This window comes from Streptomyces sp. NPDC051576 (genome assembly GCF_040681835.1).
In the GTDB taxonomy this organism is placed as follows: Bacteria; Actinomycetota; Actinomycetes; order Streptomycetales; family Streptomycetaceae; genus Streptomyces.
The window spans coordinates 199,715-222,758 of the sequence record NZ_JBFAZO010000001.1 but is presented as its reverse complement, the minus strand read 5'-3'; the positions used below and the strand labels follow the sequence as shown (position 1 = coordinate 222,758).

The window sequence follows — 23,044 nt, the reverse complement described above, 5'->3', positions numbered from 1 at the left end:
CCTTACGCCGTGATGTCCTTCGCCGTGAACCTCGCCCAGGCCGCCGAGCCGAACACCGCCGCGTACAGGGCCTGGAGGCCGAGGTTCTTCACCAGGTCGTCCCAGTAGACCGGTTCGCGCATGAGGTCGGCGAAGGACAGCCAGTAGTGGGAGAAGAAGTACGGCTGGAGCGCGTGCAGTTGGGGGATCTGGTCGAGGATCTGGACGGTGATCAGCAGGCCGACGGTGGTCGCCATCGCCGCGATGCCGCTGCTCGTCATCGTCGAGATGAACAGGCCCAGGGCCGCGATGCCGATGAGGGACGCGGCGACCACCAGCGCGATCAGCAGGGCCCGGCCGAGTCCCTCGGTGAAGCTGATCTGAGTGCCGGAGATCGTCGTCAGGTCGCCCAGTGGGAAGAGCAACGCCCCGACGGTCAGTGCCGAGAGCGCCACCACCAGGGTCGCCACCAGGCAGAACGTCATCACCGTCACGTACTTGGTGAGCAGCAGGCGGGTGCGGCCGGCCGGGGCCACCAGGAGGTAACGCAGGGTGCCGCCGCTCGCCTCGCCCGCGATGGCGTCACCGGCGACGACTCCGATGGCCATGGGCAGGAAGAACGGGAGGGTCGCGGCCAGGGCCGTGAACACCAGGAACAGGCCGTTGTTGGTGATCTGCGCGATGAACGCCGGTCCCCCGCCGCCGTCCCCGCGCCCGGGCGAGGACCCGTCCTGCGTCTCCAGCTTGACCGCGATACCGACCAGGATCGGCACGGCGGCCAGCACCCCGAGCAGCGCGAGCGTGCGCCAGCGGCGGAACGTGGTCACCAGCTCGCTGCGCAGCAGCCCGAAGGTCCATGTGAACTGGGGCGCCCGCAGCGCGACTTCAGCCTGCGACATCGAAGCCCTCCCCCGTGAGCGCCACGAACGCGTCCTCCAGGGAAGCCCGTTCGACCCCGAAGCCGCGGACGCGGACCCCGGCCGTCACCAACGCCTGGTTCACCTCGGCGAGTTCACGCTCGGGCGGCTCGGCCGTCACCCGTTCCTCCGCTACGACCACGTCCGCCAGCCCCTGTTCCTTCAGCACCCGTGCCGCGTCCCCGGTGTCGGGTGTCGTCACGAACAGCCGGCCTCTGGTGCCCGCCGCCAGCTCGGCCACCGAGCCCTGGGTGATCAGCCTGCCCTGGGCCATGACGGCCGCGTGGGTGCAGACCTGCTCGATCTCGTCGAGGAGGTGGGAGGAGAGGAAGACGGTGGTGTTCTCCGAGGCCAACTCCCGGATCAGGGAACGGATTTCGCGCATGCCCTGGGGGTCGAGGCCGTTGGTCGGCTCGTCCAGGACGAGCAGTTTCCGGGGCTGGAGCAGGGCGGAGGCGAGGCCCAGCCGCTGCTTCATGCCCAGGGAGTACGCCTTGGCCTTCTTCGCCGAGGCCGCCGTCAGGCCCACCCGGTCGAGGGCGGCGGCGACGCGGGTGTGCCGGGTCCGCGGGTCGGCGGTCGGGTCGGCGGCGTCGTAGCGCAGGAGGTTGTCGCGGCCGGAGAGGAAGCCGTACAGGGCGGGGCCCTCGATCAGGGCGCCGACGTGCGGCAGGACCGAGCGGACGGATCTCGGCATGGGGCGGCCCAGGACGCGGGCCGTGCCGGAGGTGGGTTCGATCAGGCCCATCAGCATGCGGATGGTGGTGGTCTTGCCCGAGCCGTTCGGGCCGAGGAAGCCGAAGACGCTGCCCGTCGGGACGGTCAGGTCGAGACCGTCCACGGCGAGCTGCCCGCCGCGGAAGCGCTTGGTGAGACCGCGGGTGGCGATGATGCCGTCACCCGCGTCCACCACTTGCCCTGATTCCGGCTCCGTGGCGGACCGTTCGTCCATCGGCTCCCTCAATTTCCCTGTCTCCGTACGGTAGTTGCTTACCTCCCGGGTTACTTCCCGGGCTCCGTACGGTAGTTGCCTACTTCGCCGCGTTCGCCGCCTTCACCAGCGCGCTCTTGTTCACCGCACCGACGTAGACCTTGCCGTCGTCGGTGACCAGGGCGTTGACCAGGCGGGTCGAGAAGACCGTGCCCGAGCCGAAGTCGCCCTTGACCTGGTCGCCGAGCGAGCCGAGGAAGCCGCCGAGGTCGCCGCCGCCGGCCGAGGAGCCGGTCGGGACGCCCTGGCCGCCGGTGTCGAAGGTGGCGATGGAGTTCCAGCCCTTGCCGAGGACCGTGAGGTCGTCGAGGCCCTTGCCGAGGTCCTCGTCGGACTTGGCGGAGTGGTCCGGGGCCGCCTTGGTGGCGCTGTCCTCCGTGGTGACCTTCGCGCCCTTGGGCGTCTTGAAGTCGAAGGTCGACGCGGCCGGCTTGCTGAGGCTGAGCTGGGTGAAGCCGACGTCGACCACGGCCGCGCCGCCGCTCGCCGGGGTGAGCGTGAACTTGAGCGGCAGGCCCGTCTTCGAGTCCACCGCGATGCTGATCGCGCCGACCGTGGTGCCGGACTGCTTCGGCTTGATCAGCAGCTTGTAGGCGTCGCGGCCCGCGACGTGCTCGGTGCCGTCGACCGTGACGGACGTGGTGTCGTCGATCGACTTCAGCGCCTCGTCGGTGAGGCCCTTGGGCGTGGCCCGGGTCTCGTCGTTCTTCGAGGCGTCGTCGGCGGCCGTGCCGTGGAAGACCTCGTTCGACTGGCTGTCGTAGCCCCAGATGTCCTTGCCGTTGTGGATGAGGCTGTACTCCGCCGCGTTCTCCAGCAGGGAGACCTTCTGCTTGTCGGGGCCGTCGGCCGCGACGCGCAGGGTGTGGGTGCCGGTGGCCAGCTCGGTGAGCTTGCTGGTGGGGTCGGCGGAGGAGCCGTCGCCGGACTTGGTGGCGCCGGACATCACGCTGCTCTCCAGGCCGCCGAGGTCGGGCAGGCCCAGGTCCGTGCTGATCTTCACCGTGCCGGAGAGCTGCTGGACGTCCGACTTGGCGACCTTGTCGAGGAGTTGCTGCGCGGTGATCTTCGGCAGGTTCGGGTCGCCGGAGTCGGCGAGCGCCGGGACCAGTCCGATCGTCGCGGCCGCCACCCCCACCACGGTGACCGGGACGATGTACCGCGCCGCCCTGCGCCGCCCGGACCGGAGCTCGTCGGCCTCTCCGGTGTCCGTGCTGTCGTCGGTTTCGTACGGTGCCATGTCTGCCTTACCTCCGTCGTCGGCGGCGGCCTGCCCCCTGTACTGGTCCCACTCTCAGCCGCCATTCTCACCCGAATCGGTGAGGAGTGGTGTTTTCCGTGTTCTCCATCTGACCAAATCCGCCGGGGATAAGCGTCAGACCCGGGAGGCAACTCCGCGTACTCCTGCGGTATGACACACGGCCGCGGCGCCTCCCCGAAACCCCTAGGGGAAGGCGCCGCGCGGCACATCGAGTAACAAACAGCCCGAATACGTACCTATGGGTGGCACTGCCCAGCATCGACCAAAGGGGTCGCCATGCACGCCACCCACCACCTCACCGGGTACGCGGCCACGGGCGCCGCGATCCTGACCCTCACGCTCGCCGGCTGCGGAAGCGGCGGCGGCAACGGGTCCGCGGCCGGCACACCGGCCGGGGCCACCACGGCGACGACGCTCATGACCGCCAAGGTCGGCAAGGTGGGCACCGTCGTCACCGACGGCAAGGGGTACGTCCTCTACCGCTTCGACGCGGACTCGGTCCACCCGACCAAGGTCACCTGCTACGGCACCTGCGCGGTGGTCTGGCCGGCCGCGACCGTCAAGGGCTCCGTGACCGTCAAGGGCATCGACAGGAACCTTGTCTCCACGGTGAAGCGCTCCGGCGGGACCTCGCAGCTCACGCTGGCGGGCTGGCCCCTGTACCGGTATGCCGAGGACCACGGGCCCAAGCAGGCCCACGGCCAGGGCGTGGACGGCACCTGGTGGGCGGTGACAGCCACCGGGGCGAAGGCCACGACCGCCAGTACCTCCGGTACGGGAGGCGGCGGCTACTGAGCGGCCTCAACCCGCCCGGTGCACCACCGCGTCGCACATCTCCAGGAGGGCGACCTTCGCGTCGCACTCGGGGAGGGGGGCGAGGGCCGCGCGGGCGTCCTCGGCGTAGCGGACGGTGTCCCGGCGGGCGTGCTCCAGGGCCGGGTGGGTGCGGAGCCGGGAGAGGGCCTCGGCGAGGCGGGCGTCGTCCGTGAGGTCGGAGTCGAGCAGCTCGCACAGGGCGATGTCCTCGGCGAGGCCGAGGCGGTCGGCCCGCTCGCGGAGCCGGAGCACCGGCAGGGTGGGAATGCCCTCGCGCAGGTCCGTGCCCGGGGTCTTGCCGGACTCGTGGCCGTCGGAGGCGATGTCCAGGACGTCGTCGGCGAGTTGGAAGGCGACACCGAGCCGCTCGCCGTACTGGGTGAGGACGTCCACGATCGTGTCGTCGCAGCCGGACATCATCGCGCCGAAGCGGCAGGCGACCGCGACGAGCGAACCGGTCTTGCCGGCCAGCACGTCGAGGTAGTGCTCGACCGGGTCGCGTCCGTCGGACGGCCCCGCCGTCTCCAGGATCTGGCCGGTGACCAGGCGTTCGAACGCCTCGGCCTGCACCCGCACCGCCTCGGGACCGAGGTCGGCCAGGGTGTGCGAGGCGCGCGCGAAGAGGAAGTCGCCGGTGAGGACCGCGACCGAGTTGCCCCAGCGGGTGTTGGCGCTCTCCACACCGCGCCGCACGGCCGCCTCGTCCATCACGTCGTCGTGGTACAGCGTGGCGAGGTGGGTCAGCTCGACCACGACGGCCGAGGGCACGACACCCGGCGCGTACGGGTCGCCGAACTGCGCGGCGAGCATCACGAGGAGCGGCCTGAACCGCTTCCCGCCCGCGCGCACGAGGTGCTGGGCGGCCTCCGTGATGAAGGGGACCTCGCTCTTGGTGGCTTCGAGCAGACCCTCCTCGACGGCCGTCATTCCGGCCTGGACATCGGCTTCCAGAGCCTGGTCCCGCACGCTCAGCCCGAACGGCCCGACGACGGTCACGAGGGGTCTCCTGTCTGCTGGTGTCCCTGGGCGGTCACACGGTTTGTCGATAGGTCGCTGCCATCACTCAAGTCAGCGTATCCGGTCGGCTTTCGATCACAGGTGCCACCCACCCCAGTCCATGGCGGGCGGTATCGGATCACGACCGGTATGTTTTTGATCACCTGATATGAACGGATAACTATAGATTTAGGCGGAAGCAGTGGATGGTGTCTCGAACCGCGCTTGAAGCAGAGCCCGACAGCCCGCCACCACCCGGGGACGACCACGCCTTCTTCGGCCAGCCCAGGGGTCTGCTCACGCTCTCGGGCCTGGAGGTCTGGGAGCGCTTCTCGTTCCTGGGCATGCAGGCCATCCTCGTCCTCTACTTCGCGGATTCGCTCGCGCACGGCGGCATGGGCATGTCGTCCGGAACGGCCGCGTCCGTATCCGCAGCCTACGGAACCCTGGTCTATCTCGTCTCGGTCGCGGGCGGTTGGCTCGCCGACCGCATCCTCGGCTCGTTCCGCGCGGTGCTGTGGGGCGGGATCCTGATCGCCTGCGGGCACTACGCGATGGCCGTCCCGACGCCGACGATGACCTGGGTCGGCCTCGGCCTCATCAGCGCCGGGACCGGCCTGCTCAAGCCCAACGTGGCCACCATGGTCGGCAAGCTCTACCGCACGGACGACGAGCGCCGGGACGCCGGTTTCGCGCTGTACTACATGGCCATCAACATCGGCGCCTTCGCGGGCCCGCTGATCACGGGCTGGCTCGGCGACCACCAGGGCTGGCACTGGGGCTTCTCGGCCGCCGCGATCGGCATGACCTTCGGCCTGATCCAGTACGTCGCCGGACGCCGTCACCTGGCCGGGCGCAGGAACAGCGCGGAGTTCGCGCTCGCACCGGACGCGCTGCGCCGCGCGGTCCGGCTGATCGTCGCGGGGGTCGCGGTCGCCGCCGTGCTCGCGGTGATGCTGGCCTTCGCCGGCCGGCTGACCATGGGCCGCTTCGTCGACCTGCTCACCGTGGTCTCGGTCATCGCCCCGGCCGTGTACTTCGCGGTGATGTTCATGAGCCCCCGGGTGACCGCCGGGGAACGCGGCCGGCTGCGCCCGTACATCGTGCTGTTCCTGGCCTCCACGGTCTTCAACTTCATCCTCTTCCAGGCCTATTCGACGATGATGCTGCTGGCCGCCTCGAACGCCGAGACGACCATCCTGGGGTTCGACTTCCCCGCGAGCTGGTACGCAAGCGCGCTCGGCGCCTTCGAGGTGGGGCTCGCGCCCGTGGTCGCCGCGCTCTGGGTCCGCATGGGCCGCGGCCAGCCGCACGCCTCCAACAAGATCGCCATCGGGGTCGTCCTGGGCGGCCTGTCGTTCCTGCTGATGGCTGTGCCGACCTCCGGCCACGCGAACGACGCCTACCTGATGTCGGCCTGGTGGATCGTCGGCTCGTACTTCCTGCTCGGCCTCGGCGACATCCTGCTGGAGACCTCCGGCATGTCGGCCACCACCAAGCTCGCCCCGGCCGCGTTCTCCAGCCAGACCATGTCCCTCTGGTTCCTGTCCCTCGCCCTCGCCAACGGCATCCAGGCCCAGACGGTGAAGCTCTACGACGACGTCTCCAAGCCGGCCTACTTCGGCGTCAACGGCGCCATCGCGGTGGCCGCCGGCCTCGCGGTGATGGCCGCCGCGCCCTGGCTGCGCCGCACCATGCACCCGGTCCACTGAACCTGCGGGGTCCCTCATGCGCATCCGTACGACCTTCCCCCACGAGAGCACCCATGAGGACCTCCGCATCCCCCTCCCGGACGGAACCCTCCTCTACGCCCGCGTGTGGCGCCCGGTGACGGACGAGCCGGTGCCGGCCCTCCTCGAATACCTCCCGTACCGCCTGACCGACTGGACCGCGCCCCGCGACGCCCAGCGCCACCCCTGGTACGCGGGCCACGGCTACGCCTCCGTCCGGGTCGACGTGCGCGGGCACGGCAACAGCGAGGGCATGCCCACGGACGAGTACTCGGCCGTCGAGCTGGCCGACGGGGTCGAGGTCGTCAACTGGCTTGCCGCGCAGCCCTGGTGCACCGGCAAGGTCGGCATGTTCGGCATCTCCTGGGGCGGTTTCAACTCGCTCCAGATCGCGGCCCTCGCGCCGGAGCCGTTGAAGGCGATCGTCACGGTCTGCTCGACCGACGACCGTTACGACAACGACGTGCACTACATGGGCGGTTCGGCCCTCGCCGTCGACCTGCACGCCTGGGCGGCCACCATGCTCGCCTTCGTCGCGCGCCCGCCGGACCCCGAGTACGCGGGCCTCGTCTGGCGGGACCTGTGGCTCAAACGCCTCGAACAGATCGACCCGTTCATCCACACCTGGCTGGCCCACCAGATCCGGGACGACTACTGGAAGCACGGCAGCGTCTGCGAGGACTACGGCGCGATCAGCGCGGCGGTCCTCGCGGTGGGCGGCTGGCACGACCCGTACCGGGACACGGTCCTACGGCTCGTCGAACACCTCCCGCCCGACCGGGTGCGCGGCCTGATCGGCCCCTGGTCCCACCAGTACCCCGACCGGGGTCTGCCGCCGGGCCCCGCGATCGGCTTCCTCCAGGAGACCCTGCGCTGGTGGGACCACTGGCTCAAGGGCGAGGACACCGGCGTCACCGACGACCCCCGACTACGCGCCTACGTCAGCGACTCGCACCCTCCGGCCACGGTCTACGACACCCTGCCGGGCCGCTGGGTCGGCGAGCCGTCCTGGCCCTCGCCGCACGTCAAGACGACGACGTACGGTCTGCGCGGCGCGCCCGTGATCGTCCGCTCCCCCATGCACACCGGTGTGGACGCGGGCCGGTTCTTCCCCTTCGGGAACGACGCCGATCTGCCGCCGGACCAGCGGGACGAGGACGCGCGGTCGGCGTGCTTCCAGTTCGAGGTGCCGGACGAGACCTGGGTGCTGGGGCGGCCCAGGGTGCGGCTGCGGCTGACCTGCCCGGTGCCGCGCGGGCAGGTGATCGCCCGGCTGTGCGACGTCGCCCCGGACGGCTCCTCGACCCTGGTCACCCGGGGCGTGCTCAACCTGTCGGCGCGGCACGGGCGGGACCGGGCGGTGCCGTGGACGCCGGGTGCCACCGAGGACGTGACCTTCGAGCTGAACGGCATCGGGTACGCCGTCCCGCCCGGCCATCGCATCCGCCTCGCGGTGTCGTCGGCGTACTGGCCGTGGATCTGGCCCCAGCCGGAGTCGGCGGCCGGCTTCACCCTGGACCCGGAGGGCAGCGCGCTCGAACTCCCCGTGCGGGAGCGGGAGTTGACGGATGACCTTCGCACCGACGACATCCGTTTCGAGGAGCCCGAGGAGGCCGAGCCGCTCGGGGTGAGCCAGCCGGTCACCCTGGACGAGCCGCGGCCCGAGCGGCTGGTCGTGCGGGATGTCGCGAAGGGCGAGTGGCGGCTGGAGGTCGACCCGCGCTACGGCGGGACGCGCGTGTATCCCGACGGCCTGGAGTTCACCGAGGACGCGCTGGAGACGTACACGATCGACGAGTCGGATCCGCTGTCGGCGCGCACCCGCTCGGACTGGTCGATCCGGCTGCACCGGCCGGAGTCGGCCTGGGACACGACCGTGCGCACACGGTCGGAGATCACGTGCGACGAAACGGACTTTATTACCTCGAATGAGGTTATCTGCACCGAAGGCGAAGAGGTGATCTTTCACCGAACCTGGGAGAAAAGGATTCCGAGAACTGCCAGTTGAGGATGAATGCCCGATTTGCCGTTCTTAATCCTCCCGTGAGTTGGGTCACGCTTTTCTGTGGATGACCTGTGTCCCGCTCTGTCCGCGTTTCCCCTTACGGCGTTTGACAGTTGACCCTTGGCTCGCGCAAAGGATCAAGTGCCCCATACGTCTCAGACCAAGGTCAATAGGGGTTAGGTGTGATTCCGCCACTTGTTCCGGACATGTGCTCTCGCATACGTTCCCGGCCTGTCGGGCGGAACGCCGAATCCTGCCGCCGTCCGGTATCCCAGTCACGAACATCTCGCACGGCAGGAGCGGGGGACCCAGGTAAGTCGCCGGACCGGTCGGCACGACCGGCACGGCTTGGGGTTAAGTCACGTCCGCAAGGGCGCGGCCGGGCACCTCCCAGCCCGAACCCGACAGCTCACCTCGCAGGCGACGGAGAGGAACCTCGTCATGCCTGCAACCGCTCAGTCCCGCCGCGCCCGCCTCGGCCGCAACCTCGCCGTCCTCGGCACCGGTGCCGCGATCCTCGCCCTGCCGATCGTCGGCGCGACCTCCGCCTCGGCCGCCACGACCACCTCGACCACGGCCGCCGGCTACACCAACAACCTCGACGGCTGGATCCGCGAGTCCCTCGCGATCATGGCGCAGAAGGGGATTCCGGGCACGTACAACGGCATCTACCGCAACGTGATCCGTGAGTCCTCCGGCAACCCGTGGGCCATCAACAACTGGGACTCCAACGCGGCGGCGGGCACCCCGTCGAAGGGCCTGCTCCAGGTCATCGACCCGACGTTCAACGCCTACCACGTGGCGGGTACGGCGTACGACCCGTACGACCCGGTCGCGAACATCACCGCCGCCTGCAACTACGCGGCGGCGGTCTACGGCTCCATCGACAACGTGTACGGCGCCTACTAGAAACCGGCGTCCAGCAGCAGTCTTTCGAGGACGACGGCGATGCCGTCGTCCTCGTTCGACGTCGTCACCTCGTCGGCCACCGCCTTGAGTTCGGGATGGGCGTTGGCCATCGCCACGCCGTGGGCCGCCCAGTCGAACATCGGGATGTCGTTCGGCATGTCGCCGAAGGCGATGGTGTCGGCCGGGGTCAGGCCCAAGTGCCGGGCGGCGAGGGCGAGGCCGGTCGCCTTGGTGATGCCGAGTGGCTGGAGTTCGACGGTGCCGGGGCCCGACATGGTGACCGAGGCCAGCGAACCCACCACCGAGCGCGCCGTGCACGCCAACTCGTCGTCCGCCAGGGCGGGATGACGCAGCAGCACCTTGCTGATCGGCTCGGCCCACAGGTCGTCCCGCCGCTCGACCCGTACGGCGGGGAGCGTGGGGTGCGGCATGAGGTAGCCGGGCTCGATGAGGGTGAGGCCGTCCACCCCGTCCTGGTCCACGGCCGCGTACACCTGGCCCACCTCGGCCTCGATCTTGCCGAGCGCGGTCTCCGCCAACTCCCGGTCCAGGGTGACCGACCAGAGCAGACGGTCCGCGCCGGCGTCGTACAACTGCGCGCCCTGTCCGCACACCGCGAGCCCCCTGGAGCCGAGGTCGTCGAGGAGCGGCCGCACTCTCGGGGCGGGCCGGCCGGTGACGACGAGATGCCGGGCACCGGCCGCCGCCGCCCGCCGCAGCGCGGCGAGGGACCGGTCGGAGAGCGTGTCGTCGCCGCGCAGCAGCGTCCCGTCCAGGTCGGTGGCGATCAGTGCATATGCGAGGGGTGCGGCCATGATCAGAGAATACGGATGGAAAGCCCCACCGACTCGACACGAACCGGACGGCTGCTGCCTTCACATCCGTTGACCCGTGTTCCGGTTGGTTTTACAGCGAAGACCGTTATGCCGACTCCCGGACGACCAGTTCCGTCGGCAGGATGACGCCCGCCGTGTCCTCGCCGGCGATCTGGGCCAGCAGCATCCGGACCATCTCGGCGCTGATGCGGTCGTAGGGCTGGCGCATGGTGGTGAGGGCCGGGGTGATGGAGGTGGCCGCCGCCGAGTCGTCGAAGCCTCCGACAGCGATGTCATCGGGGACCGAACGGCCGGACTGCTGAAGGGTGTTGACGACTCCGAGGGCCATGAGGTCGGAGGCCACGAACACCGCGTCGATGTCGGGGGCCTGGGTGAGGAGTCGGCGGGCGGCCTCTTCGCCGCCGGTGCGGCGGTAGTCGCCCTCGACGACGAGGGCCGGGTCGTGGGGCAGACCCGCTTCGGTGAGGACGTCTCGGTAGCCCGCGAGACGGTCCGGGCCGCCGGGGGCGTCGAGCGGCCCGGTGACCATGCCGATGCGGCGCCGGCCGCGGGCGATGAGATGGCGGACCATCTCCTGGGCGCCGTCACGGTCGGCGGCGGCCACATAGCTGTACTTGGAGGCGGTCCCGAGCGGCTTGCCGCAGGCCACCAACGGGATGCCCGCGTCCCGGAGTTCGGCCGCGACCGGGTCTCCACTGTGGTTGGAGACGAGCAGCACGCCGTCCACGTGGCCCGAGGTGATGTACCGGGTCAGGCGGCGGCGCTCGTCGCGCGAGGAGGCCAGCATCAACAGCAGGGGGATGTCGTGGCGGGCCAGGTGTTCGGTGCAACCCCTCAGCAGGACATTGAAGTTGGGGTCCTCGAAGAACTTCTCCTGCGGCTCGGTGAGGAGGAACGCCACCGAGTCCGAGCGTCCGGTGCTCAGGGAGCGGGCGTGCCGGTTGACGACGTAGCCCGTCTTCCTGATCGCCGTCTCCACCGCGTTGCGCGCGGCGGGCGAGACGTAGTGGCCGCCGTTGAGGAACCGGGAGACGGTGCCCCGGGAGACCCCTGCCTCCCGGGCCACGTCGTGGATGGTGGGCGGTTTGCGGCGTCCGTTCGGACTGGTGGTCATGGTCCTCGTTCTGCCCGTTCGGGTGCGGTGGGGGGAGGTTCGGCTCCGTACGTGCCTCAGGCCTTGACCGAGCCGCTCAGCAGGTCCAGGGACCAGAACCGCTGGATCACCAGGAACAGCCCGATCAGCGGGAGGATCGCGAGGAAGCAGCCCATGATGACCAGCGTGTAGAGGGCCGGTTGGGAGGCGCCCTGGGAGAGCAGGGTGTAAAGGCCCAGTGTGATCGGGAACTTGTTGTCGTCCGCGAGCATCACGTACGGCAGCAGGAAGTTGTTCCAGATGGCGACGAACTGGAACAGGAACACCGTGATGAGCCCCGGCATCATCATCGGCACCGCGATCCGCGAGAAGATCCGCCACTCGCTCGCGCCGTCCATGCGGGCCGCTTCGAGGAGTTCGGCGGGGACCGAGGCCGCCGCGTAGATCCGGACGAGATAGACGCCGTAGGGCGAGAGGATCGACGGCAGCAGCATCGACCAGTACGAGTCGGCCAGGCCCAGCTTCGACAGCAGCAGGTACTGGGGGACGGTCAGCACGATGCTCGGGACCAGTACGCCCGCCAGCATCAGCTTGAAGAGGAACTCCCGTCCCCTGAAGGCGAACCGGCCGAGCGCGTAGCCGCCGGCGGCCGAGACCGCGGCGGAGAGCAGGGCGCCGCCGCCCGCGTACAGGAGGGAGTTGGCCATCCACTGCCAGTAGATGCCGTCCCGGTAGGAGCTGAGTTCCTTCAGGTTGTCGAGGAAGCCGGTGCCGGGGGCGAAGGTGAACGTGGAGAACAGTTCGCCGCGGCCCTTGCTCGCCGCGATGACCACCCAGACCACGGGGATCAGGCAGTACAGCGAGCCGAGGACCAGCACCAGGGTGGGCACCCAGGCGGTGCGCCTCGGCTTCGCGGGGCCCGGCCGGGTGTCGGTGGCGGTCAGGGTGAGGGGGGTCATGCCCGGTCCTCCCGGGTGTAGCGGTCGGAGACGCGCAGCAGCGCGAAGGAGACCACGAAGGTCGCCAGGGCCAGCACCACCGCGGTGGCGGAGGCGCCGTAGATGTCGGACCTGAGGAAGGCGCTGTCGTAGATGGCCATCAGCGGACTCCAGGACGTGGACAGGCCGTTGGTCAGCGGCCTCAGCGTCATGGGTTCCGTGAAGACCTGGAGGGTGGCGATGACAGAGAAGAAGAACGTCAGCACCAGGGAGGGCAGCACGATCGGGATCTTGATGCGCAGGGCGATCTTCAGGTCGGACGCGCCGTCGATGCGGGCGGCCTCGTAGATCTCCTGCGGGATCGCGCGCAGCGCGGTGTAGATCACGATCATGTTGAAGCCCGTGCCGCCCCACACCGCGATGTTCGCGAAGGACAGGTACAGGTTGCCGCCGTCGAACAGGTCGGGCTGCGGCAGGTGGAACTCGCGCAGGATGTAGTAGAAGGGGCTGACCGTCGGCAGGTAGAGGAAGCCCCACATCAGTGCGGCGATGATGCCGGGCACGGCGTACGGCAGGAAGATCGCCAGCCGGGCGAACTTGGCGCTGCGCGCCTGCGGGGTGTCCAGCATCAGCGCGAAGACCAGCGCCAGACCGAGCATCGTGGGGATGACGATCAGGCCGTAGCCGAAGGCGCGCAGGACGCTGTGGCCGAACTCGGAGTCGTGCAGGACGTCGGTGTAGTTGCCGATGCCGTTCCACACCTGCTGGCGGGCGCCCTTGCCGAGGCCGATGCCCTTGACCTGGACCTTGTGGAGACTGAGCCACACCGCGTACCCGATGGGCACGACGGTGAAGGCGGCGAACAGGAGCACGGCCGGTACGAGGAACCAGTACGGCGCGCTGCGGCCACGGCGACGGAGGCGGGGGCGGACGGAGGTGGCGGTGCCGTCCGCCAAGGGCCCGGCCGTCAGCCGGTCGGAGCCCTTGAGCGGAGTGCTGGTCATGCCTCGGTCACCTTGAAGCCCTGCTTCTTCATGTCGGCGAAGGTCGACGCCTGCATGGTGGTGAGCGCGGTGTCGAACTGGGCCGCCTTCTTCGCCTTGGTGGCCTTGCCGAACGCGTCGCTGAAGGTGTCGTAGGCGACCTGGACGTTCGGGCCCCAGGCGGAGGCGGCCGTGGTCGCGGCGATCTTGGCGGCCGTGTCGTAGAAGTCGGTCTGGTTCGGGAAGAACGCGGGCGGGGTGAGCACCGAGCCGGACTGGCCCTTGGTGGCCGCCGGGTAGATACCGACCTCCTTGACCAGGGCCGCGAGGGCCTCCGGGTCGGTGTTCAGCCAGTTGGCGAACTTGGTCGCGGCCTCGGCGTGCTTGGAGTCGGTGGAGACGCCGGTGGAGGAGCCGCCCCAGCTGCCGGTGACGCTCTCGCCCGCGCTCCACTGCGGCAGCGGTGCCATGCGCCACTTGCCCTTGGTGTCGGGGGCCGAGCTGACCAGCACTCCGGGCGCCCACACGGCGGAGACCCAGCCGAGGTGGGTGCCCTTGTTCAGGGCGTTGTTCCAGGCCGGCGTGTACATCGGCTGGTTGTCGATCGCGCCCTCCGCGACCAGGCCGCCCCAGAAGTCGGTGACCTTCTTGGTGGCCGCGTCGTCGATGCCCACGGTCCACTTGCCGCCGCTGCCCACGGTCCACCACTTGGCACCGGCCTGCTGCGCCAACCCGGCGAACAGACCGGGGTCGTTGGACGAGAACGTCGTCAAGTAGGCGTTCGGGACGGCCTTCTTGGCGGCGCGGGCGGTCGCGGCGAACTCGTCCCAGGTGGTCGGGACGGTCAGCTTGTGCTGCTTGAACAGGTCCTCGCGGTAGAAGAACATCAGCGGCCCGGAGTCCTGCGGTATCGCGTACACGGCGTCGGTGCCGAGCGTGACCATGCCCCAAAGCCCCTCGGCGAACTCGGACTTGGCGGACTTCGCGTACTTCGAGATGTCCGCGAGGACGTCGTTCGACACCAGCGTCGGCAGCGACTGGTACTCGACCTGGATCAGGTCGGGGGCGTTGCCCGCCTTCTTCGCGGTGATCAGCTTGGAGACGATGTCCTTGCCGGCCGCCTGCTTGGAGACGGTGACCGTGATGTCCGGGTTCTTCTTGTTCCAGATCGCGGCGACCTTGTCCATGTTCGGCGCCCAGGACCAGTAGGTCAGCTTGACGGGACCGCTGCTCTTGCCGGAGTCGTCGTCGGAACCGCCGCAGGCGGCGAGGGTGCCCGTCAGGCCGACGGCTGCTGCCCCGGCAAGGATGCTGCGCCTGCTGAACTGGTGGCGGTGGATCGACATCTTCATCTCCCCTGACTGAGTGCGAGCCGGTCAGCGGCTCTGTGATCGTGCACAGTAGAGAATTGTTTCGGACCCTTGTCAATGGATGAAGCCTGGGGTTACCTACTTGTTGCTGACGGATGGCGGCCGTAACCATCCATGTGCACGATCACAGAAACAGCCGAGTTTCACCCGTCTCATTCGCCGATCACCCGGGAGTGAACCCATGCCGTCCCCCGCCCCGCACGACCGTCTGCCGCTCGCCTTCGGAGGTGACTACAACCCCGAGCAGTGGCCGCCGGAGGTCTGGGAGGAGGACGTACGGCTGATGCGGGAGGCCGGTGTCACGGCGGTCTCCCTCGGCGTCTTCTCCTGGGCCAAGCTGGAGCCGCGGCCGGGCGCGTACGACTGGGAGTGGCTGGACACGGTGATCGGCCTGCTGCACACGGCCGGGATCTCCGTGAACCTCGGCACACCGACCGTGGTCCCGCCGGCCTGGTTCTACCGCGCCCACCCCGACGCCCTGCCCGTGACCCGCGACGGCGTCCGCCTCGCCTTCGGCTCACGCGGCGCGATCTGCCACTCGAACCCCGACTACCGGGCGGCCGCGGCCGGCATCACACGGGCCCTCGCCGAGCGCTACGGCAGCCACCCCGCCGTCGTCCTGTGGCACGTCCACAACGAGTACGGCGCCCCCGTCCTCGCCTGCTACTGCGACACCTGCGCGGCAGCCTTCCGGGGCTGGCTGCGGGACCGCCACGGCACGCTCGACGCACTCAACGAGGCCTGGGGAACGGCTTTTTGGGGCCAGCAGTACGGCGACTGGGAGGAGATCACCCCGCCCCGCGCGACCCCGTCCGTGTGCAACCCCACCCAGCAACTCGACTACCACCGCTTCGCCGACGCCCAGGCCCGCGCCAACTTCGTCGCCGAGCGCGACATCCTGCACCGGCTCTCCCCCGGTGTGCCCGTCACCACCAACTTCATGGTCGCGCCGAGCCAGGGCCGGACCGTCGACTACTGGGCCTGGGCGAAGGAGGTCGACCTCGTCACCAACGACCACTACCTGATGACGGACGGCCGCCGCACCCACGTAAATCTCGCCCTGGCCGCCGACTTGACGCGCTCGGTGGCGGGCGGCGCCCCCTGGCTCCTCCTGGAACACGCCACGTCCGGGGTCAACTGGCAGCCGTACAACCCGGCGAAGCGTCCCGGTGAGATGGCGCGCAACTCACTCGGGCACGTGGCCCGGGGCTCCGAGGGCGCGATGTTCTTCCAGTGGCGGCAGTCGCGGTCCGGCGCGGAGAAGTTCCACACCGCGATGCTGGCGCACTCCGGGACGGACAACCGGGGCTGGCGCGAGGTGACCGAACTCGGCCGCCGCGTAGCGGACTTGAGCTCGTCCGGCCTGCGGGGCACGCGGACGCGCGCCGACGTGGCGATGGTGTGGTCCTGGGACTCCTGGTGGGCGCAGAGCCTGGAGTGGCGCCCGAGCCAGGACCTGGACGCACGGGAACGCCTGGACGCGTTCTACGAGACCTTGTACGACCGGCACTTGACGGTGGACTTCCTGCCGCCGACGGGCTTGGCCGAACTGGACCCGGAGCGGTATCCGCTGCTGGTGGTACCGCAGTTGTACGCGGCGCCGGTGGGGGTGGGCGCGGATCTGGAGCGGTACGTGTCGCGGGGCGGAACCCTGCTGGTGTCGTTCTTCTCGGGAATCGTCGACGAGAACGACACACTCCATCCGGGCGCGTATCCGGGGGCGCTGCGGGACGTACTCGGCCTGACCGTCGAGGAGTTCGACCCGCTGCTGCCGGGCGAGACGGTGTCGGTGCGGGGGCCGGAGGGGTCGTCGTACACGGCCGATCTCTGGTCGGAGGTCGTGGTGCCGGGGGCCGGCTGCGAGACGGTCGCGGTCTTCGCGGACGGGCGTACGGCGGGACGGGCGGCGTTGACCCGGCACGCGGTGGGGTCGGGATCGGCGTGGTACCTGGCCACGCGTCTCTCCGGTGCCGATCTGGCCGCCGTCGTGGACCTCGCCCTCGCGGACGCGGGCATCACGCCGGTCGGTCTGCCGCGCGATGTCGAACTCGTCGTACGGGAGGGCGAGTCGGGGACGTTCCGCTTCGCGGTGAACCACACCGGGAGCGAGGTGAAGGTGGTGCTGCCGGACGGAAGCCGGGCGGCGGTGCCGGCGGGCGGGGTGGAGGTCTTCCGGGACCCGCGCTGACCTCGGCCACCGGTCCTCCGCTCGACTTGCTTGTTTCTTTTGTCACTTGCTGAAGGAGAACTTCGTAATGCGCAGACGCAGTGTTCTTACGGCGGCCGGTGCCGCCGCGCTCGCGGTGCCGGTGCTGGGCGCGGTGCCCGCGGTCGCCGCCGACCGGCGCCGCCTCGAGATCCGGGGCATGGACATCTCCTCCCTCCCCAAGGACGAGGCCTTCGGCGCGGTGTACCGCCGGGCGGACGGCCGCCGGGACGACCCGATCCGCATCCTCGCCGACGCGGGCATCACCCACGCCCGCCTCAAGGTCTGGGTGAACCCGGCCGACGGCTACAACGACAAGCGGCACATCCTGCCGCTGGCCAAGCGGCTGAAGCGGGCCGGCATCGGCATCTGGGTCGACTTCCACTACTCCGACACCTGGGCCGACCCGTCCCACCAGACCAAGCCTGCGGCCTGGGCCGACCTGGACGTGGCGGGCCTGACCAGGGCGGTCTACGACCACACGGCGGACGTACTGGGTTCGCTGCGCCGCCAGGGCACCCCGGCCGACCTGGTGCAGATCGGCAACGAGATCAACGGCGGTGTCCTGTGGCCCACCGGCAAGAACTGGGGTGACGACGGCGGCGGTTGGGGCAACCTGACCGCCTTCCTCAAGGCCGGCCTCACCGCGGCCCGCGACACGACCCCGCGCATCCGCACGATGCTCCACATCGCCTCGGGCGGCGACAACGGCACGTCCCGCTGGTGGTACGACAACGCCGTCTCCTACGGCCTCGACTTCGACATCATCGCCCAGTCGTACTACCCGTTCTGGCACGGCGCCCCGGCGGCAGCTGCGGCCAACCTGGCCGATCTCGCGGCGCGTTACGACAAGCCGGTGCTGATCGCCGAGACCGCGTACCCGTTCACGCTGGAGAGCGAGGACGCGACGAACGACATCATGTACGACGCCTCGCAGCTCACCGAGGGCTATCCGGCGACCCCGGCGGGCCAGGCGGCCTGGCTGCGCACGGTGGCCGACCTGATGGCGGACGTCCCCGGCGGCAAGGGCCTCGGCTACTGCTACTGGGAGGGCGTGTGGACCTACCGCAAGGGCGACGGCTGGGACCCGGCCGACCCGACGTCGGGCAACGCGTGGGAGAACCTGGCGCTGTTCGACTTCGCGGACAAGGAGTTGCCGGGGTTGCGGACGCTGGGGCGGTACCGGTCGTAGCGCCTGTTCGTCGGGGCGTCAGGTGAGGGTGACCACTTCGTCCGGACAGCAGGATCGCGTGCGGGCGTCGGTGGGTCTCGGTCATGCCGCTTCGTCGTGGACGGAGTCCAGGGTGGCGAGTTCGTCCCCGGACAGGCGCAGGGCGCCGGCGTCGACGTTCTGGGCGAGGTGGTCGGGATTGCCGGTGCCGGGGATGGCCAGGACGTGGGGGCCCTGGTGCAGGGTCCACGCCAGCCGGACCTGCGCTGTGCTCACCGCGTGAGCGCGGGCGACGGCGTTCACCTCGGCACTGTCGCCAGTGCTCGCGCCGGCCGTGCGCCCGATGCCGGCGATCGAGTAGAACGGCACGAAGGCGACGCCCTGCTCACCGCAGCTGCGCAGGAACGTCTTCTGCTCGGCCGAGGCGCCGATGCCGTGCATGTTCTGCACGCACACCACCGGGGCGATGGCCTGGGCCTCGGCGAGGTGGTGGGGCCGGATGTTGGAAAGCCCCAGATGGCGGATGAGCCCGGCCTCGCGCAGTTCGGCCAGAGCGCCGAAGCGCTCGGCGATCGAATCGGTTCCCACGATGCGCAGGTTCACCACGTCGAGGTGGTCGCGGCCGAGCTGGCGCAGGTTCTCCTCCACCTGGCCGCGCAACTCCCGGGGGGTGGCGTGGGGCAGCCAGTGCCCCGAGGGGTCCCGTCCCGGTCCGACCTTGGTGGCGATGACCAGCTCATCACGGTAAGGGGCGAATGCCTGGTTGATCAGTTCGTTGGCCGACCGCAGCGGCGAGAAGTAGAACGCGGCGGTGTCGATGTGGTTCACCCCGAGCTCGACCGCGTGCCGCAACACCGTGATCGCCCGCGCGCGGTCGCTCGGGACGGCGTCGGCGGCGAACGCCTCGCCGTTCTGCGTCAGGCGCATCGCGCCGAAGCCCATTCGGTTGACCACCAGGTCGCCGAGCGTCCAGGTCCCCGATGCCACCGCAGTGATCGTCTCTGCTGTCATGCCGGGATGATCCCCGCGCCGTGAGCCGGTGCGCTATTGATTCAGGTATGCCTGAATCTTTGGAGTGGATGTGATGGAAGGGCTGACGTTCTCGGCGGGCGACCTGGCGCAGATGCGATTCGCCGTCTCGCCGATGTGGGAGATCACGCCCAGCTTCCGGCTGCTGACGTCGGCCGCCGCGCATCCCGTGCACCACCCCTGGGTGGACCAGGTACGGCCACGGATGGCAGCCGCCGGGCTGGACCGGGGCTGGCTCGCCGAGCTGATCCCGCCCTCGGGCTACGTCCCGGACTTCCTCAACCCCGCCCCCGCCGGGCCGGCCCCCACGCCGGCCTCGGAGCTGGCGGCGATCCGGGCCGCACCCGCCGACCGGATCCGGCGCGACCTCGACCACCTCGCCCGCCACCAGGGCCGACTCGGCCTCAGAACACGGGCCCTGTACGCCGATCCGCAGAGCCGCCTACCGAAGGTCACCGAGGCGATCGAGACCTACTGGGAACTGGCACTCGCCCCCTACTGGGCCCGTATCCGCACCCTGCTCGACGCCGATATCCTCCACCGGGCCCGGCAAGTCGCCGAACGCGGCACAACCCACCTCTTCAACGACCTGCACACTTCAGTCAGCTGGGACGACAACGCGCTGCGGCTGGCCGGCCGCAAGCAACCCCTGACCCGGCCGACCGCAGGCCCGGGGCTGATACTGATCCCCTCCGCCTTCACCGGACCCGGACTGCGCAGCCGGACATCGCTGCCCGACCCGCCGCAGCTCGCCTATCCGGCCCGGGGCACCGGCCTGCTCTGGGAATCTAGGCCCACCACCAGGACCGGCGCCCTGGCCGCCGTACTCGGCCGCTCACGCGCCCTGCTTCTGACCGAACTGGACACCCCCGCTTCCACCACCGAATTGGCACACCGCACCGGTCTCTCCACAGCCGGCGTCTCCCAGTACCTGACGGCACTACGCAACGCGGGCCTGGTCAGCGCCCACCGCGTCGGCCGCTCCGTCCTCTACGCCCGAACCACCACCGCCGAATCCCTCCTCGAAGCCGCCTCTGGCTGAGACCCGAAGTCAACCCCCCGAAGGATTTCGACGGCTTTGCCACCGCGCCACCCGCCCACCAACTCCCGGAGTGATCAAGCGTGTTCACCCCTGAGGAACGCGACCGCATCCGCGCCCGGCTCCTCGCCCACGCCGAGGCCGACGACTCGATCGTCGGCCTCGCCTTCACCGGCTCGCACGCCACCGGTACCGGCGACCGCTGGTCGGACACGGACCTCGTGCTCGCGGTACGGGGCACGGTCTCCGACACGGTGAACCGCTGGACCGCCTGGCTCTACGACGAGTTCGACGCCCGGCACCACTGGGATCTCGGCGTCGGTGGCGCGAGCGTCGTCCGGGTGTTCCTGCTGCCGGGGTGGGTGGAGCTGGACATCACCTTCGCCCCGGAGCCGGAGTTCGGTGCGCGGGGCCCGCAGTGGCGGACGGTGTTCGGTACCCCGCGGGCACGGGAGCACTTCCCGCCACCCGATCGCGACACCCTGATCGGCTTCGCCTGGCACCACGCCCTGCACGCCCGCATCTGTATCGAACGGGCCCGCTGGTGGCAGGCCGAACACTGGATCAGCGCCCTGCGCGACCAGGCGATCTCCCTCGCCTGCCTACGACTTGGCCTCCCCACGGCGTACGCAAAGGGCGCCCATCTGCTGCCGGACGAGGTGACGGCCCCACTGGATGCGACACTGGTCCGCTCACTCACGGAAGGGGAACTCCGGCGCGCGCTGGCCGCCACCGTCGCCGTGGTGACGGCGGAACTGGACCGCTCCGACCCCGAACTCGCGGCCCGTCTGCGGCCGATGCTCACGGAGTTGACGTAGCCCATGGCCACGACCGCGCACATCGAACTCGTCCCCGTCCCGTCCGGGCACGTCACCCTCTCCGACCGTCGCAGCCAGCGCAGTTGGACGGTCGAACTCGCGCCGTTCGCACTCGCCCTTCTCCCGGTCACACAGGAGCAGTACGCCCGGGTCACCGGCGAGCGGCCCAGCTCCGCGCGGGGCGACCGGCTCCCCGTGGAGACCGTGTCGTGGCAGGACGCGGTGCTCTTCTGCAACGCCCTGTCACGGGAAGAGGGCTTGACGCCCGTGTACGGCGTCGACGGGGAGGCCGTCGTACGGGAGACCGCCGCCGATGGTTACCGCCTCCCGACCGAGGCCGAATGGGAGTACGCGTGCCGGGCCGGGACGAGCGGCCCCCGGTACGGACCGCTCGACGACATCGCCTGGCACCGCGGCAACTCCGGGGAGCGACCCCACGAACCGGGCGGCCGACTGCCCAACCCGTGGGGCCTGCACGACATGCTGGGCAATGTGTGGGAGTGGTGCTGGGACCTCTACGACCCCGAGGTCTACGGCACCTACCGAGTACTGCGCGGTGGCGGATGGTTCGACGAGCACTGGAGTTGCCGTGCTTCGGTACGGCGCCGAAGCCATCCGACCTTCCGCGTCGACGACGTGGGCTTCCGCGTCGCCCGGTCGCCCATGACGAGTTGAGAGCCCGTCGCCCCAACTACCCGTGCGCCGCCGCCAGATGCCTGGCCAGTCGCGGTGAAGCGAACTCCGTGCCGCACACGAACCGCATCACCGGGCCGTACGACGACGCGGCCGGGAGACCGGTGAAGTAGACCCCCGGCACGGAGGACACATACCCGGCGCCGAGCTTCGGTGTGCCGCGGCTGACCGCGAGTTGGGTGCGCAACTCGTGGCCCAGGAAGTCCATCGCGGCGATGTCGACGCGGTAGCCCGTGGCCGCGATGACATGGTCGGCGGTGAATTGCTGCGTGCCGCCGCCGGGGGTGGCGACGGTCAGCTCGGGGGTGCCGGTCGTCGCGTCCGCCCGGATGATCCGGTCGACCTCGCTGACCTGCACCTTGCCCTCGAACCGGTCCTTCAGCCACCAGGCGCCGAGCGGGCCCAGCACCCGGCGGACCAGGTAGTGGCGGGTCTCCTCGGGCAGATAGCGGTACGGGTGGGGGTAGTAGCTGAGGGCCCAGAGCGACCAGGCGCGGCCGAACGGGGACTCGGGGCGCAGCCTGGGCTGGTCCCAGGGCGGTGCGCCGAACGCGACCCGGCCGCGTCCGCGCGAGACGATACGGACCTGTGCGCCGGCCTCCGCCGCCAGCGCCGCCGTCTCCAGCGCGGACTGGCCGGCGCCGACGACGATCAGCTCCTTGCCCTTGAAGCCGCTGAGGTCGTGGTGCTGGGAACTGTGCGAGACGGGTCCGGTGGGTGCGGGGCCGTCGGCCGCCGCTGCCGCCAGCTCCGGCGGCAGGTGGGCCAGGCCGTAGAGGCCGGTCGCGACGACGACCGCCCGGGCGGTGAACAACTCCCCCGAGTCCAGCTTGAGTTCGAAGCCTCCGCCCTTGTTGCGGTCCACGGACACCACCCGGACCCGCTCCAGCTCGGGCACCAGTTTCCGCTGGAACCACTCGCCGTAGCCGATGAAGGTCTCCACCGGGATGATGTCCTCGTCGGTGACCAGGCGGGGGATGCCGGCCGCGTCGCAGTAGTCGACGAGGTTGTGGCCGGGCTGCGGGGCGTCGAGGTTGGAGGCGACGGGGGTCGACTTCAGGAGCATCCCGGCGGGCATGTGGTCACGCCAACTGACCATGGGCTCGCCGAAGACACGGACCGGGATGCCGCGCGCCTTCAGATGCGCGGCGGTGGACAGGCCGAACGGCCCGGCGCCGATGACTGCTACCGGTTGAATCACGAAGTCCCTCCCCAGGACGTCAATTCGTCACTTCGTGCTGGAACTGATGGTGCTGATGGTGCT

At 70.0% G+C, this 23,044-nt stretch carries 20 protein-coding genes and 1 riboswitch; of the genes, 9 read left to right on the top strand and 11 right to left on the bottom strand.

Annotated features, from left to right (window positions below):
* Positions 1-2: 2 nt before the first annotated feature.
* The 3 genes from AB0M63_RS01035 to AB0M63_RS01025 all read right to left on the bottom strand — a co-directional run bounded on the left by AB0M63_RS01035 (position 3) and on the right by AB0M63_RS01025 (position 3,127).
* A complete protein-coding gene (locus AB0M63_RS01035) occupies positions 3-878 on the bottom strand; it encodes an ABC transporter permease (protein WP_366017948.1) in 876 nt (291 codons plus the stop codon).
* Positions 865-1,848, bottom strand: coding sequence for an ABC transporter ATP-binding protein (locus tag AB0M63_RS01030; protein ID WP_366017946.1), 984 nt, complete (start codon positions 1,846-1,848; stop codon positions 865-867). Before AB0M63_RS01030 ends, AB0M63_RS01035 begins: the two co-directional genes overlap by 14 nt.
* 79 nt (positions 1,849-1,927) lie before the next feature.
* Positions 1,928-3,127 (bottom strand): DUF2092 domain-containing protein, encoded by a 1,200-nt coding sequence (locus AB0M63_RS01025; protein ID WP_366017945.1) that lies wholly within the window; start codon positions 3,125-3,127, stop codon positions 1,928-1,930.
* 297 nt (positions 3,128-3,424) lie between these two features.
* Between AB0M63_RS01025 and AB0M63_RS01020 the strand changes: the two genes are divergently transcribed.
* The gene (locus AB0M63_RS01020; RefSeq protein WP_366017944.1) at positions 3,425-3,943 is read left to right on the top strand and encodes a hypothetical protein; all 519 of its coding nucleotides are present in this window, start codon (positions 3,425-3,427) and stop codon (positions 3,941-3,943) included.
* A gap of 6 nt (positions 3,944-3,949) precedes the next feature.
* On the opposite strand, the gene AB0M63_RS01015 is transcribed toward AB0M63_RS01020, so the two are convergent.
* Complete coding sequence (locus AB0M63_RS01015) at positions 3,950-4,960, bottom strand: polyprenyl synthetase family protein (protein WP_366017943.1); 1,011 nt, start codon at positions 4,958-4,960, stop codon at positions 3,950-3,952.
* 206 nt (positions 4,961-5,166) lie between these two features.
* On the opposite strand from AB0M63_RS01015, the gene AB0M63_RS01010 reads away from it, so the two are divergent.
* From AB0M63_RS01010 to AB0M63_RS01000, 3 genes are all read left to right on the top strand, one after another.
* On the top strand, positions 5,167-6,672 hold the full coding sequence (locus AB0M63_RS01010; protein WP_366017942.1) for a peptide MFS transporter: 1,506 nt from the start codon (positions 5,167-5,169) through the stop codon (positions 6,670-6,672).
* Between the two features lie 16 nt (positions 6,673-6,688).
* Positions 6,689-8,698, top strand: a complete 2,010-nt coding sequence (locus AB0M63_RS01005) for a CocE/NonD family hydrolase (protein ID WP_366017941.1) — start codon at positions 6,689-6,691, stop codon at positions 8,696-8,698.
* Between the two features lie 231 nt (positions 8,699-8,929).
* Positions 8,930-9,131: riboswitch (cyclic di-AMP (ydaO/yuaA leader) on the top strand.
* A gap of 5 nt (positions 9,132-9,136) precedes the next feature.
* A complete protein-coding gene (locus AB0M63_RS01000; RefSeq protein ID WP_366017940.1) occupies positions 9,137-9,604 on the top strand; it encodes a transglycosylase SLT domain-containing protein in 468 nt (155 codons plus the stop codon).
* Here AB0M63_RS01000 and AB0M63_RS00995 read toward each other — a convergent pair.
* From AB0M63_RS00995 to AB0M63_RS00975, 5 genes are all read right to left on the bottom strand, one after another.
* A complete protein-coding gene (locus tag AB0M63_RS00995; protein WP_366017939.1) occupies positions 9,601-10,419 on the bottom strand; it encodes an HAD family hydrolase in 819 nt (272 codons plus the stop codon). The genes AB0M63_RS01000 and AB0M63_RS00995 overlap by 4 nt on opposite strands.
* 106 nt (positions 10,420-10,525) lie before the next feature.
* Positions 10,526-11,554: a LacI family DNA-binding transcriptional regulator gene (locus AB0M63_RS00990; RefSeq protein ID WP_355904897.1), complete on the bottom strand. Its 1,029-nt coding sequence runs from the start codon at positions 11,552-11,554 to the stop codon at positions 10,526-10,528.
* A gap of 56 nt (positions 11,555-11,610) precedes the next feature.
* Entirely contained in the window at positions 11,611-12,492 is an 882-nt protein-coding gene (locus tag AB0M63_RS00985) for a carbohydrate ABC transporter permease (RefSeq protein WP_355904894.1), read from the bottom strand.
* Positions 12,489-13,475, bottom strand: a complete 987-nt coding sequence (locus AB0M63_RS00980; protein WP_366017938.1) for a sugar ABC transporter permease — start codon at positions 13,473-13,475, stop codon at positions 12,489-12,491. The genes AB0M63_RS00985 and AB0M63_RS00980 overlap by 4 nt, the downstream gene beginning before the upstream one ends.
* Entirely contained in the window at positions 13,472-14,806 is a 1,335-nt protein-coding gene (locus tag AB0M63_RS00975) for a substrate-binding domain-containing protein (protein WP_355904888.1), read from the bottom strand. The genes AB0M63_RS00980 and AB0M63_RS00975 overlap by 4 nt, the downstream gene beginning before the upstream one ends.
* 199 nt (positions 14,807-15,005) lie before the next feature.
* On the opposite strand from AB0M63_RS00975, the gene AB0M63_RS00970 reads away from it, so the two are divergent.
* Complete coding sequence (locus AB0M63_RS00970) at positions 15,006-17,012, top strand: beta-galactosidase (RefSeq protein ID WP_366017936.1); 2,007 nt, start codon at positions 15,006-15,008, stop codon at positions 17,010-17,012.
* Between the two features lie 67 nt (positions 17,013-17,079).
* Complete coding sequence (locus AB0M63_RS00965; protein WP_366017935.1) at positions 17,080-18,222, top strand: glycosyl hydrolase 53 family protein; 1,143 nt, start codon at positions 17,080-17,082, stop codon at positions 18,220-18,222.
* A gap of 81 nt (positions 18,223-18,303) precedes the next feature.
* Here AB0M63_RS00965 and AB0M63_RS00960 read toward each other — a convergent pair whose 3' ends face one another.
* Complete coding sequence (locus AB0M63_RS00960; RefSeq protein ID WP_366017934.1) at positions 18,304-19,212, bottom strand: aldo/keto reductase; 909 nt, start codon at positions 19,210-19,212, stop codon at positions 18,304-18,306.
* 73 nt (positions 19,213-19,285) lie between these two features.
* Between AB0M63_RS00960 and AB0M63_RS00955 the strand changes: the two genes are divergently transcribed.
* From AB0M63_RS00955 to AB0M63_RS00945, 3 genes are all read left to right on the top strand, one after another.
* Positions 19,286-20,272: a winged helix-turn-helix domain-containing protein gene (locus AB0M63_RS00955; protein WP_355904875.1), complete on the top strand. Its 987-nt coding sequence runs from the start codon at positions 19,286-19,288 to the stop codon at positions 20,270-20,272.
* Positions 20,273-20,352: 80 nt separating this feature from the next.
* Positions 20,353-21,087, top strand: a complete 735-nt coding sequence (locus AB0M63_RS00950) for a hypothetical protein (protein WP_366017933.1) — start codon at positions 20,353-20,355, stop codon at positions 21,085-21,087.
* Between the two features lie 3 nt (positions 21,088-21,090).
* The gene (locus tag AB0M63_RS00945) at positions 21,091-21,762 is read left to right on the top strand and encodes a formylglycine-generating enzyme family protein (protein WP_366017932.1); all 672 of its coding nucleotides are present in this window, start codon (positions 21,091-21,093) and stop codon (positions 21,760-21,762) included.
* Positions 21,763-21,778: 16 nt separating this feature from the next.
* Here AB0M63_RS00945 and AB0M63_RS00940 read toward each other — a convergent pair whose 3' ends face one another.
* On the bottom strand, positions 21,779-22,981 hold the full coding sequence (locus AB0M63_RS00940) for an NAD(P)-binding domain-containing protein (RefSeq protein WP_366017931.1): 1,203 nt from the start codon (positions 22,979-22,981) through the stop codon (positions 21,779-21,781).
* Positions 22,982-23,044 lie beyond the last annotated feature (63 nt).